The 12,538-nt window shown below is 71.2% G+C and carries 8 protein-coding genes; 6 read left to right on the top strand and 2 right to left on the bottom strand.

Annotated elements, in window-relative coordinates:
• Positions 1-324: 324 nt before the first annotated feature.
• The 5 genes from J7I97_RS31145 to J7I97_RS31125 are packed head-to-tail and all read left to right on the top strand — an operon-like array spanning position 325 to position 6,145.
• Positions 325-2,070: an ABC transporter substrate-binding protein gene (locus tag J7I97_RS31145; protein ID WP_214941632.1), complete on the top strand. Its 1,746-nt coding sequence runs from the start codon at positions 325-327 to the stop codon at positions 2,068-2,070.
• A gap of 22 nt (positions 2,071-2,092) precedes the next feature.
• Positions 2,093-3,073: an ABC transporter permease gene (locus J7I97_RS31140; protein ID WP_214941630.1), complete on the top strand. Its 981-nt coding sequence runs from the start codon at positions 2,093-2,095 to the stop codon at positions 3,071-3,073.
• A complete protein-coding gene (locus tag J7I97_RS31135) occupies positions 3,070-4,056 on the top strand; it encodes an ABC transporter permease (protein ID WP_214941627.1) in 987 nt (328 codons plus the stop codon). The genes J7I97_RS31140 and J7I97_RS31135 overlap by 4 nt, the downstream gene beginning before the upstream one ends.
• The gene (locus J7I97_RS31130; RefSeq protein WP_214941625.1) at positions 4,056-5,120 is read left to right on the top strand and encodes an ABC transporter ATP-binding protein; all 1,065 of its coding nucleotides are present in this window, start codon (positions 4,056-4,058) and stop codon (positions 5,118-5,120) included. Before J7I97_RS31135 ends, J7I97_RS31130 begins: the two co-directional genes overlap by 1 nt.
• 5 nt (positions 5,121-5,125) lie before the next feature.
• Positions 5,126-6,145, top strand: a complete 1,020-nt coding sequence (locus tag J7I97_RS31125) for an ABC transporter ATP-binding protein (protein ID WP_374103779.1) — start codon at positions 5,126-5,128, stop codon at positions 6,143-6,145.
• Positions 6,146-6,206: 61 nt separating this feature from the next.
• On the opposite strand, the gene J7I97_RS31120 is transcribed toward J7I97_RS31125, so the two are convergent.
• Positions 6,207-8,279 carry a prolyl oligopeptidase family serine peptidase gene (locus J7I97_RS31120; protein ID WP_214941622.1) on the bottom strand — a complete coding sequence of 691 codons (2,073 nt, stop codon included), beginning with the start codon at positions 8,277-8,279 and terminating at the stop codon, positions 6,207-6,209.
• 83 nt (positions 8,280-8,362) lie between these two features.
• Between J7I97_RS31120 and J7I97_RS31115 the strand changes: the two genes are divergently transcribed.
• Positions 8,363-9,910 (top strand): MFS transporter, encoded by a 1,548-nt coding sequence (locus J7I97_RS31115; RefSeq protein WP_214941619.1) that lies wholly within the window; start codon positions 8,363-8,365, stop codon positions 9,908-9,910.
• A gap of 55 nt (positions 9,911-9,965) precedes the next feature.
• Here J7I97_RS31115 and J7I97_RS31110 read toward each other — a convergent pair whose 3' ends face one another.
• Positions 9,966-11,423 carry a cytochrome P450 gene (locus J7I97_RS31110; protein ID WP_214941616.1) on the bottom strand — a complete coding sequence of 486 codons (1,458 nt, stop codon included), beginning with the start codon at positions 11,421-11,423 and terminating at the stop codon, positions 9,966-9,968.
• Positions 11,424-12,538 lie beyond the last annotated feature (1,115 nt).

The raw sequence follows: 12,538 nt of genomic DNA, 5'->3' as shown, positions 1-12,538 counted from the left end.
CACCGTTGACCGTACAGACCCCCCGCCCAGCAGTGGGAACATGCCGCTGACCCCGCGTACCCCGGCCAGACCTGGTACCGCTAGGCGCCCCCTCCCGCACGGCAACCCGACGGCCGCCCGCCACACCAGCACCACGTGGCGGGCGGCCGCTCGTCGCACCGGGGGCCGCCCGGCACCTCGCCCCCCGATGGGGTCAAGTCGCCTTCCACGGGCCGGATTCGGACACGGCTGGGTAACGGCGGGTGTTACCTCTTGTGCAGTGCAATTTCACATTACTATGTTACCGGTCACATCGTAGAGCGCGGCCCTTCACTGGAGTGACCCATGACCAAGCGCACCCAACTCGCCCTCGCCACCGCCCTGGTGGCAGCTCTCGCACTCGGCGCCTCGGGCTGCTCCGACACCAAGAAGGGCTCCGCCAAAGGCGCGGGGGCCTCCAACCCCGCCGCCGCCAACGACGGGAAGATCCTCGGCGGCACCCCGGCCAAGGGCGGCACGCTCACCGTCCTGTCCAACCAGGACTTCGCCCACCTCGACCCCGCCCGCAACTGGGTCATGCCGACGATGGACTTCGGGACCCGGCTGCTCTATCGCACGCTCGTCACCTTCAAGTCCGAGCCGGGCAAGGCCGGCAGCGAGCTCGTGCCCGACCTCGCCACCGACCTCGGCACGCCCTCCAACGGCGGGAAGACCTGGACCTTCACCCTCAAGGAGGGCGTGAAGTACGAGGACGGCTCGCCCGTCAAGGCCCAGGACATCAAGTACAACGTCGAGCGTTCGTTCGCCCCCGACCTCACCGGCGGCCCCGACTACGCCGCCCAGTACCTGGCCGGCACCGAGGGCTACAAGGGCCCGCTCCAGGGCAAGCACCTCGACTCCGTCAAGACCCCCGACGACCGCACCATCGTCTTCGAACTCAAGCGGCCCGTCGCGGAGTTCTCCGCCACCACGACCCTCCCCACCTTCGCTCCGGTGCCGGAGGCCCAGGAGAAGGGCACCCAGTACGACGCCCGCCCGTTCTCCTCCGGCCCGTACAAGATCGAGTCGTACGACCGCGACAAGAAGCTGGTCCTGGTCCGCAACGAGCACTGGGACGCCAAGACGGACACCGTCAGAAAGGCGTACCCCGACAAGTTCGTCGTCGTCATGGGGCTCAAGGGCGGGCAGATCGACGACCGCGTCATCGCCGGCGAGGGCGCCGACGCCTCCGCCGTCGAGTGGTTCGACATGCGCCCCGAGAGCGCCCCCAAGGTGCTGCCCAAGGCGGACATCAAGGCGCGCCTGCTCGCGGAGTCTCAGGGCTGCACGGAGATGCTCCAGATGAACAACTCCCGCGCCCCCTTCGACGACCCCAAGGTCCGCGAGGCCATGCAGTACGCCCTCGACAAGGAGGCCGTGGTCACCGCGGGCGGCGGCCCGGCCCTCAACGAGGTGGCCACCGCCTACCTGCCCCCGGCACTCTCCGGCGGCAAGCAGGCCGACACCCTCAAGATCGCCCCGGCCGGCGACCCAGCCAAGGCCAAGGAACTGCTCAAGGCCACCGGCAAGGAGTCCCTGAAGGTCTCCCTCACCGTGTCCACCGGCGACAAGGGCAAGGCCGAGGCCATCCAGCAGGGCCTGTCCCGCGCCGGCGTCGAGGTCGTCATCGACACCGTCGACCCGGGCGCGTACTACGACGTCATCGGCGACACCACCACCGCCCCCGACCTGGTGCTCAGCGGCTGGTGCCCCGACTACCCCTCCGGGTCCACCTGGATCCCCTTCGTCTTCGACGGACGCACCGTCAAGGACAAGGGCAACCAGGGCAACTACGCGCAGTTCCGCGACGACGCGACCATGAAGCGGATCGACGAGATCAACGCCATGGCCGACGCCAAGCAGGCCAACCAGGCCTGGATCGACCTCGACGCCGAGATCATGAAGAAGTCCCCGGCCGTCCCCGTCCTGCTGGAACGCAAGCCGCTGCTCGTCGGCCCCAACATCGCGGGCGCCTTCGGTCACCCCGTCTGGGTCGGCCAGCTCGACTACGCCACCATCGGCCTCAAGGACCCCTCGAAGAGCCAGGGCTGAGGCCGGCCGGGCGCATCACACCATGACCACCACCCCCACCACCGCGTCAGCGGAGGGCAACGCGGGCGACAAGGCCGAGGCCGTCCCCCCGACCCCGGCGCCCCCGGGCAGCAGCCCCTGGCAGCTCGCCCGGCGGGAACTGCGCCGCCGCCCCGCCGTCCGCGTCAGCCTCGGCGTCGTCCTCCTCTTCGTCCTGATGGCCGCCACCGCCCCCTGGCTGGGGGCGCTCGGCGGCTGGTCCCCCGAGGAGTTCGACAAGACCGCCATCGACCCCTACCTCGGGGGCCAGCCGCTCGGCTCCCTCGGCGGGATCAGCCCCGAGCACTGGCTCGGCGTCGAACCCGTCACCGGCCGCGACCTGTTCGCCCGCGTCGTGCACGGCGCCCAGGTCTCCCTCCTCATCGCCTTCGCCGCCACCGCCATCGTCGTCATCACGGGCACCGCCGCCGGAATCGCCGCCGGCTACTTCGGCGGACGCACCGACGCGGTCCTGTCCCGCCTGATGGACCTGACCATGTCCTTCCCCTCGCTGATCTTCATGATCGCGATGCTCTCCGTGGCCAAGGACGTCAACCGGATCGTTCTCATGATCGCCGTCATCGGCCTCTTCGGCTGGCCCGGAGTCGCCCGCGTGGTCCGCGGCCAGACCCTCTCCCTCAAACACCGCGAGTACGTGGACGCCGCCCGCGTCGGCGGCGCCGGAGCCTGGCGGATCCTCACCCGCGACATCCTCCCCGGCGTCTCCGGCCCGGTCATCGCGTACACCACCCTGCTGATCCCCGGCATGATCAGCACCGAGGCCGCCCTCAGCTACCTCGGCGTCGGCGTCCGCCCGCCCACCCCGTCCTGGGGCCAGATGATCGCCGAGTCCGTCGCCTTCTACGAGACGGACCCCATGTACTTCATCATCCCGAGCGTCTTCCTCTTCCTGGCGGTGCTCGCCTTCACCCTGCTCGGTGACGCGCTGCGCGACATCCTCGACCCGAGGGGCGGTCGTACGTGATCCTCTACCTGGCCCGTCGGCTGCTCGCCCTCGCGGGCGTGCTCCTCGCCATCGCCGCCGTCACCTTCCTCATCTTCTACGTCCTGCCCTCCGACCCGGCCGCGGCCGCCTGCGGCAAGACGTGCAGCGCCGAACGGCTCGCCGACGTCCGCGCGTACCTCGGCCTCGACCAGCCGCTGTGGCGGCAGTTCACCGACTTCCTCACCGGCATCTTCACCGGCCGCACCCTCGGCACCGGCCAGTACGCCGTCCAGTGCGACTTCCCCTGCCTGGGCTACTCCTACGAGAACTCCCTGCCCGTGTGGGACCTGCTGATGGACCGGCTGCCGGTCTCCGCCTCCCTCGCCGTCGGCGCGGCCGCCCTCTGGCTGGTCCTCGGCCTCGGCGCCGGCGTCACCGCCGCGCTGCGCAAGGACACCGTCACCGACAAGGTCCTGATGGTCGGCTCGGTCGCCGCCGCCTCGCTGCCCGTCTACTTCACCTCCGTCATGCTGATCTACGGGGTCATCCGCACCGCCGGACTCCTGCCGTACCCGACGTATCAGGCCTTCACCGACAACCCGCTCGGCTGGGCCTCCAACCTGCTGCTGCCCTGGACCGCGCTCGCCCTGCTGTACGCCGCCATGTACGCCCGCCAGAGCCGCGGTTCGATGATCGAGGCGATGGCCGAGCCGTACATCCGCACCGCCCGCGCCAAGGGCATGCCCGAACGCACCGTCGTGGTCAAGCACGGACTGCGCTCCGGTATGACCCCGATCCTCACCATCTTCGGCATGGACCTCGGCGGCCTCCTCGCCGGAGCCGTCATCACCGAGTCCATCTTCGGACTCCCGGGCATCGGGCGGCTGTTCTACGGGGCCCTCGTCAGCTCCGACCAGCCGGTCGTCCTCGGGGTCACCCTGCTCGCCGCCTTCTTCATCGTCGTCGCCAATCTCGCGGTCGACCTCCTGTACGCCGTCATCGACCCGAGGGTGAGGTACTGATGACCACGCCGCCGCCGCAGCCCGAAGCCCCGCTGCTCCAAGTACGCGACCTGCGGGTCACGTTCACCACCCCGCGCGGCTCGGTACGGGCCGTCGACTCGCTCGGCTTCACCGTCGAGGCCGGGCGCACCCTCGGCATCGTCGGGGAGTCCGGATCGGGCAAATCCGTCACCTCCCTCGCGGTCATGGGCCTGCACCGGGGCGCCGAGGTCGAGGGCTCCATCGCGCTGGCCGGGCAGGAGCTCACCGGTCTGTCGGAGAAGGAGCTGTCGAAGCTCCGCGGCCGCAGAATGGCCATGATCTTCCAGGACCCGCTGTCCAGCCTGCACCCGTATTACACCGTCGGCGAGCAGATCGCCGAGCACTACCGGGTGCACTTCAAGGCCGGTCGGGCCGCCGCGCGGAAACGGGCCGTCGACATGCTCGGCGAGGTCGGCATCCCGGAACCGGCCCGCCGGGCGGGGGAGTACCCGCACCAGTTCTCCGGCGGCATGCGCCAGCGCGCGATGATCGCGATGGCGCTGGCCTGCGAGCCGGAACTGCTGATCGCCGACGAGCCCACCACCGCCCTCGACGTCACCGTGCAGGCGCAGATCCTGGAGCTGATCGCCCGCTTGCAGCAGGACCGCGGTCTCGGCGTCGTGATGATCACCCACGACCTCGGGGTGATCGCCCGGGTCGCCCACGAGGTGCTGGTGATGTACGGGGGCCGGGCCGCCGAACAGGCCCAGGCCGACGAGCTGTTCGCCGACCCCGCCCACCCCTACACCCGGGGCCTGCTGGACTCCCTGCCCCGGCTGGACGACGCCGACGACGAGCCCCTGCGGGCCATCCCCGGCTCCCCGCCGTCCCTGCTGGCCCCGGCCCCGGGGTGTGCGTTCGCCCCTCGGTGCCGGGTGGCCGCCTCCCGCACCGAGGAGGACCGCCTGCGCTGTGCGAGCGTACGGCCCGAGCTCAGGCCGTACGGCGGCGCCGCCCGCCACGCGGCCTGCCATTTCGCCGGTCCGGGCACCCCGGCCGACTCCGCGCACGGCGCGGGCGCTGCCCGGGAGGTCTCGCGATGACCAAGCTGAAGCCCGTTCCGGAGCCGGCCCCGGCCCCGGACGCTCCCAGTGAGACGCCGCGGCCACTGCTGTCCGTACGCGACCTGACCATGACCTTCCCCGGCAAGCGGTCGGTGACCGGGCGCCGGGGGGCACCCGTGCGCGCCGTCGACGGGGTGTCCTTCGACCTGGCGGCGGGCGAGACCCTCGGCCTGGTGGGCGAGTCGGGCTGCGGGAAGTCCACCACCGGCCGGATGCTCGTCAGGCTGCTGGAACCCACCTCGGGAAGCGTCACCTTCGACGGCAAGGACATCAGCCGGCTGTCCCAGGGGGCGCTGCGGCCACTGCGCAGGCACATCCAGATGGTGTTCCAGGACCCGCACTCCTCCCTCAACCCCCGCCAGACGGTGGCCCGGATCATCTCCGATCCGCTGCTGGTGCAGGGCTGGACCGCGGGGGACGCCCGCCGGCGGGCCGCCGAACTGATGGACCTCGTGGGGCTGATCCCCGAGCACATCGACCGCTACCCGCACGAGTTCTCCGGTGGCCAGGCCCAGCGCATCGGCATCGCCCGCTCGCTCGCCACCAGCCCCCGGCTGGTCATCGCCGACGAACCGGTTTCCGCGCTCGACGTATCCGTACAGGCCCAGATCGTCAACCTGATGGAGCGGCTGCGCGTCGAACTGGGCCTGGCCTACGTGTTCATCGCGCACGACCTGTCGGTGGTCAAGCGGGTCAGCGACCGGGTCGCGGTCATGTACCTCGGCCGGATAGTGGAGATCGGCGACCAGAAGTCGCTGTACGAGAACCCCCAGCACCCGTACACCCGGGCGCTGCTGTCCGCCGTTCCGCTGCCCGACCCGGCGGCCGAGCGGCGGCGCGAGCGGATCGTGCTGCTCGGCGACCCGCCGAGTCCGGCCGCCCCGCCTCCGGGCTGCACCTTCCACCCGAGGTGCCCCAAGGCGCAGGACATCTGCCGCACGGAACGGCCGTCGCTGCGGATCGCCGCCTCACGCGAGGTGGCCTGTCACTTCCCGGGGGACTGACGGGGACCCCGGGAATGGAGAACCCCGGAGCCGACACGATCGGCTCCGGGGTTCTTCGCACCTACAGCCCCAGCTCCTTGCGGAAGAACTCCAGCTCCAGGGCCATCACCTTCTCCCGGGTCCCGCCCGGGGTCATGTGGGTGACGCCGGGCAGGGCCAGCAGCTGGTGCGGGCGGCCCGCGTCCGTCAGGGCCTGGGAGAGGCGCAGGGTGTGGGAGGGGTGGACGTTGTCGTCGGCCAGGCCGGTGACGAGCAGCAGTGGGCGGGCCAGCTTCGGGGCGTCCGGGATCAGGGAGTCCCGCTCGTAAACCTCAGGCTGCTCCTGCGGCAGGCCCAGGTAGCGCTCGGTGTACGCCGTGTCGTAGTGCCGGAAGTCGGTCGGCGCGGCCCCGGCGGCCGCGGCGTGGAAGACGTCCGGGCGGCGCAGCACGGCCAGCGCGGAGAGGTAGCCGCCGTACGACCAGCCGCGCACCCCGACCCGGCCCAGGTCGAGGTCGCCGTGCCGTTCCGCGAGCGCGTGCAGGGCCGCGACCTGGTCCTCCAGGGTGACCTCGGAGAAGCCGCGGTACATGGCGTGGCTGTGGGCGGGCGAGACGTAGGCGGTGCCCCGGTTGTCGACGGTGACCACCGCGAAACCCTGGTCGGCCCACCACTGGCGGTGCTGCCAGCGGCGCGGCTCGGCGCTGACGTCCTGGAAGCCGGGGCCGCCGTAGCTGTCCATCAGTACGGGCAGCCGCCGGCCGGGGACATGGCCGCGCGGCCATACGACCGCCGTGGGGATCCCGTGTTCGGTGACCCGCTCCAGCACCGGGACCACCCGGTACGGCAGCGGCTCGGAGAGGTCGGCGGGGCTGAACTCCCTCCCGTCGGCGGTGCGTACGGTCCGGCGTATCCCGTCGGCGTCGGCGGAGGTCAGCAGCAGGGTCCCGGCCGAGGCGAGTGCGGTGTGCACCCCCGGCCCTTCGGCGACCGGGGTCAGCTCCCCCGTCGAGGGGTCCAGCAGCAGCACCTGCTGCTCGGCGGGGTCGCGCTGCCCGGCCTCGATCAGCAGCCCGTCCCCGTGGATCCCTGCCACACCACGGACCTGTATCCCGTCACCGGTGAGCAGCTTCCCGTCCACCGCGAGGCCGCGGGCGGCCCCGCCGGGGGTGTCGGCGGCGGTGAGCATCCGCCCGTCGGGGAGCCGGGCGGGGGTGCCGGGCACCAGCGGGTCGACCCACTGGTGGTGCGTCGTGCGCGACAGCTCCCGCGTACGGCCGGTGGCCGGATCGGCGGAGAGCAGCAGCACGTTCTGCTGGAGCCGGTCCTGCACGGTCAGCAGGATCTCGTCGGCCGACTCCCAGCCGGCCTCGGACACGTACGGGTAGGCCTCGGCGTCCCAGTCGAGCCGGATCCGGCTCCCGTCCTCGCGCAGCACCCACAACTGGACCTCGGCGTTGGGCCCGCCCGCCTCCGGGTACGCGAAGTCCTCGGCGGGCAGCTGCGGATGCGCGGGGTCGGCGAACCAGCGCCGCTGGAGCGCGGACTCGTCGACCCGGGCGGCGAGCAGGGAAACCCCGTCGGGGGACCACCAGTGGCCCCGGGCCCGGCCCAGCTCCTCGGCGGCGGCGAACTCGGCGACACCCCAGCGGGCCCCGTCCTCGGGGCTGACCCGGCCGCCCGGGGCGGTGTACAGAGCGTCACCCGTGACGTACGCGGTGCGGGTGCCGTCGGCGTTCGGGCGGGGGTCGAAGGCGGGTCCCGCGGCCGGGATCTCCCTGGGCTCCCCGGCGGGCTGCCCGTTTCCGTCGCAGGTGACCCCGTACAGCCGTCCGTAGAGCGGGAAGACGGCGCTGCGGCCGTCGCCGGAGAGGGCGTACGAGCCGATGCCGGCGGCGACGAGCCGGGTCCGCTCGCGCAGCCGGCGCTCGACGACGGGGAGGGGGCCCGGCTCGGGGCACAGTTCGCGCGGGTCGGCGAGCCGGGTTTCGGTGCCGGTGGCGGTGTCGAGGACCCAGAGGCTGTCGTAGGCGTCGGTGGGGCCGGTGGAGCGGAGGAACCAGAGCAGCCGGCCGTCGTCCCCGAACGAGAACGCGCGCGGGGCGCCGTAGGTGAACCGGGCGGTGCTCGCGGAGAGCTTGAGGAAGTCATCCATGCGCGTAGTGTGACATGTGAAATATCACATCGCCTAGGCTGTTCGAGTGGTGACCCTAGGTGTGCGGGCTTAGCGTCGGAAAGGTGGACCCGAACCTAGAGCCGAGCAGCAACAGGACCGACGGCAAGGTCCGAGGAAGCGGAAACGGGGTCGCCCTCTTCGTCATCGCTTCCTGCCAACTCATGGTCGTTCTCGACATCACCATCGTGAACATCGCGCTGCCGCACATCCAGACGGCGCTCGACTTCTCCACCGAGAGCCTGTCCTGGGTCGTCAACGCCTACACCCTCACCTTCGGCGGGCTGCTGCTCCTCGGCGGCCGCACCGGCGACATCCTGGGCCGCAAGCGCGTCTTCATCTTCGGCGTGCTGCTCTTCGGCCTGGCCTCGCTGCTGGGCGGACTCGCGCAGAACGCGGGCCAGTTGATGGGCGCCCGGGCCCTCCAGGGCGTCGGCGGAGCCATTGCCTCCCCGACCTCGCTCGCGCTGATCACGACGACCTTCCGCGAAGGCCCGGCACGCAACCGGGCGTTCGGCGTGTTCGCCGCGGTGTCCGCCGGCGGCGGTGCGATCGGGCTGCTCGCGGGCGGCATTCTCGTCGAATGGCTCAACTGGCGCTGGGTCCTCTTCGTCAACGTCCCGATCGCCGTGCTGATCGCCGTGGCGGCCGTGAAGGTCATCCGTGAGTCCGAACGCCACCCCGGACACTTCGACCTCATGGGCGCGCTGCTGGGCACCGCCGGCATGGTCGCGCTCGTCTACGGCTTCATCCGCGCGGCCCAGGAGGGCTGGCGCGACCCGCTGACCCTCGGCTCCTTCGCCGCCGCCGTGCTCCTGCTGACCCTCTTCATCCTGAACGAGAAGCGCTCGCCGCAGCCGATCACCCCGCTGCACATGTTCGCCGACCGTAACCGGGCCGGGACGTACGGGATCATGCTCATGCTCGCGTGTGCGATCTTCGGCATGTTCTTCTTCCTGACCCTGTTCGTGCAGAACGTGCTGGGCTTCAGCCCGTTGCGGGCGGGCCTTGCCTTCCTGCCCATCAGCGGGGTCGTCGCGGTCGGTGCGGGAATCGCCTCGCAACTGCTGCCGAAGTACGGGCCGAAGCCGTTCATGGTGGCGGGCGCGCTGTGCACGGCGGTCGGACTGGCGTGGCTGACGCAGACCGACATCCACTCGACGTATCTGGGCAGCATCCTGGGCCCGACACTCGTGTTCGGCCTCGGCATGGGCCTGCAGTTCGTCTCGCTGACCCTGATGGCGCTGTCCAACGTTCCCGACCGGGAGTCCGGCGCGGCATCCGGGCTGCTGAACACGATGCAGCAGGTGGGCGGTTCGCTCGGCCTGTCCATCCTGGTCACCGTCTTCGGTACGGCCAGCCGCAACGAGGCGAAGGACCAGGCGGCGTCCTTCCTCCGCACGGCGACTCCGGAGCAGCGGGCCTTCTTCGAGCGCACGCACCAGTACCCGAAGCCGTGGGCCGACCAGGTGCTCACCTCGGGCGTGAGCGCGGCCTTCATCGTGGCGGCCTGTTTCACGCTGGTCGGGGCGGTGATCGCGCTGTTCGCCATCCAGGTCCGCCCTTCGGACCTCGCCCGGCTCCAGGGCAACCACACCCCGACGTCGGTGTAGTTCAGGCTCCCAGGCCCAGGCTCCCAGGCTCCCAGGCTCCCAGGCTCCCAGGAACTCAGGCTCCCAGGCTCCGGACCCGGCAGCGCGCCGGGCCGTTGGCCCGCAGGGTGATCCCGGTGCTGACCGGAACATCAGCGTCCACGACCTCGAATTCGTACGAGCGCAGGATCATCGCCAGCGCGATCACCGACTCCAGCATCGAGAAGTGCTGGCCGATGCACGCGCGCGGGCCGCCGCCGAAGGGGAACCAGGCGTAGCGGGGGCGCTCGGCCTCCGCCTCCGGAGTGAAGCGGTCCGGGTCGAAGCGGTCCGGGTCCGGCCAGTAGCCCGGGTGGCGGTGCGTCACCCACGGCGCCAGGATCACGTCCGCGCCCGCCGGAATGGTGTGGCCCCCGACCTCGGAGGCCGCGACGGCCTGCCGGCCGATGACCGGGGCCGCGGGATAGAGCCGCATCGCCTCCTTGAGCACCTGGGTGAGGTACGGGAGCCGGTCCAGGTCGGCGGCCTCGGGCGTACGGTCGCCCAGCACGCGGGAGATCTCCTCGCGGGCCCGGGTCTGCTGCTCGGGGTGGCGGGCCAGCAGGTGCAGGGCGAAGGCCAGTGAGGTGGCCGTCGTCTCGTGGCCGGCGAGCAGGAAGATCAGCACCTGCTCGCGCAGCTCGACGGCGTCGAACTCCGCGTCGTCCGTGCTCTTGGCGCCGGCGAGCAGGCTCAGCAGATCCTGGCCCTGGGCCTCACCGCTGCTCTCGCCGCCGCCGCTGCTCTCGCCGCCGCCGCTGCTCTCGCCGCCGCCGCTGCTCTCGCCGCCGGCCTCGCCGAGGCGCCCGGCGATGATCTTGTCGCACACCTCGTACAGCTCGTCCAGCGCGGCCGCCGCCCGCTTGTTGCCCGGGGTGGGCCAGCTGCGCGGGATGTTGGCGGGGGAGTAGCCGCGGCGCAGCACGTACTCCGTGATCACCGGGAAGGACCGGTCCACGACCTCGACGGCGGCGTCCACATCGGTGCCGAACAGGATGCGGGCCACCGCGCGCAGCGCGAGGTGCATCATCTCGTCGGAGACGTCGACGACCCCGTCACCGGCGGCGGCCTCCCGCCAGGCGTCGAGCGTCAGTTGCGTCTCGGCGGCGACCGCACCCGCGTAGCCGTCCACCCGGCGCCGGGTGAACAGCGGCTGCACCAGCCGGCGCTGGCGCAGGTAGTCCTCGTCCTGGCTGGTCAGCAGGCCGTTGCCGAACGACTCGCGGACCTCCTGGTAGAAGGAGTTGTCCTTGCGGAAGTTGGCCGACTCCGAAGCCAGGACCTGCTGGGCGCCTTCCGCGGAGAAGACGCAGTACAGCTCGGCGCGCAGCCCGGGCGGGCCGGCGGTGATCCGTACGACGTCTCCGTGCTGGTGCTGGGCCCGCAGGTAGGTGCCGAGCGAGTCCGACTTCAGATCGAAGAGCGACCCGAGCAGCGGAACCCCGGCGAGCCCGGGGACCGCCGTACCGACACCTGCGTTTGTTCCGACTGTCATCGCCGCCCCCTCGACACATACGTGAGGCCCGATTCTGCCGGTCCGCCCCCGCTCGAAGCGAGCCTCATCCGCCACAAGGCCGAATACCGCCGGTCTGCTCCCACCCACGGCGAACGCAAGCCCCCGCCCCGGTCGTTCCGGGGCGGGAGCGTGTCGGGCTAGATGTCGCGGAAGAGACTCGGCAGCTCTGCCACCTGCACAGACCGACAACAGGGGGCCTCTGAGCAGGGAAGATGGTGTTTCCCTTCTTTCACTGTCGTACCGGTTGATGCAGCCGAAAGTCCCAGGAAAGTCCCAGAGGAGTCCCACGCAAGGTGCGCCCGCGAGATCGACGACGTGGTGGGAAGCCTCGTCCGGTTGTGCGAAGCCTCGGTAACGATGCAGGTAGAGCACCCTTGCGTATAAGAGTGGGCTTCGGCGTCGGCCGGTTCGACGCCATCGATATCGCAGGCCTGGGCTACCGCAGCCTGACCCGCACCGACCTGGTCCACGACGTCCTTGGCGTCGGGACCAAGCCTGTGGACGCCGCGTCCGTCCTGACCTCCACGCTGCCACAGAAGCGGCGCGCCACACGGTACGTGCCGGTGTGGTGCGGCCTGCTGGCGTTGTGGAAGGGCAGCGTCGCGGCGGTCCATCGAGAGTTGACGGCCCGCGCGGCCCGGCAGTCCCCGCCCGCGGCTCCGCCGCCGTCCCTGGCCACCTTGCACCGGGCGATCCAGCGGGATCTGACGCCGGGGGAGCGGGCCGGGATCGCGGCAGGACTGGGCTGCGCGGGCGGGGAGAGGACGAAGGCAGGAATACGGCTGGTGATGATGTGCGGCCGCCGACGTAGGTGTTCCGGCAGCAGGACGCGGGTTGGGGTGGGGCTACTGCGTGGTGCTTTGGATGCCGAGGACGTCGTAGAGGTGCTGGCCGTGGGCCCATCGCTTCACCCCCGGCCAAAGACAGGCGCTTGCCCAGCAGGAGCAGCACGGGCAGGACGCTGGCGGCGATGAGTCCGGTCCACCACGGGTGGTCAGCTATCAGGCCCCACAGGTCCACGGTGATCCACCGGCTGATGTCCTCGGTGAGCCACTCCCACAGCATCTTGCCGACCGCTAGATGATCAATTCCAA

This window comes from Streptomyces sp. ISL-87 (genome assembly GCF_018614095.1).
Lineage (GTDB): Bacteria > Actinomycetota > Actinomycetes > Streptomycetales > Streptomycetaceae > Streptomyces.
The sequence above is the reverse complement of the archived record's forward strand: the minus strand, read 5'-3'. Positions and strand labels throughout refer to the sequence as shown.

Coding starts and splice junctions, on each gene's coding strand:
- J7I97_RS31145 (WP_214941632.1), top strand. CDS start 325: ATGACCAAGCGCACCCAACTCGCCCTCGCCACCGCCCTGGTGGCAGCT.
- J7I97_RS31140 (WP_214941630.1), top strand. CDS start 2,093: ATGACCACCACCCCCACCACCGCGTCAGCGGAGGGCAACGCGGGCGAC.
- J7I97_RS31130 (WP_214941625.1), top strand. CDS start 4,056: ATGACCACGCCGCCGCCGCAGCCCGAAGCCCCGCTGCTCCAAGTACGC.
- J7I97_RS31120 (WP_214941622.1), bottom strand. CDS start 8,279: ATGGATGACTTCCTCAAGCTCTCCGCGAGCACCGCCCGGTTCACCTAC.
- J7I97_RS31110 (WP_214941616.1), bottom strand. CDS start 11,423: ATGACAGTCGGAACAAACGCAGGTGTCGGTACGGCGGTCCCCGGGCTC.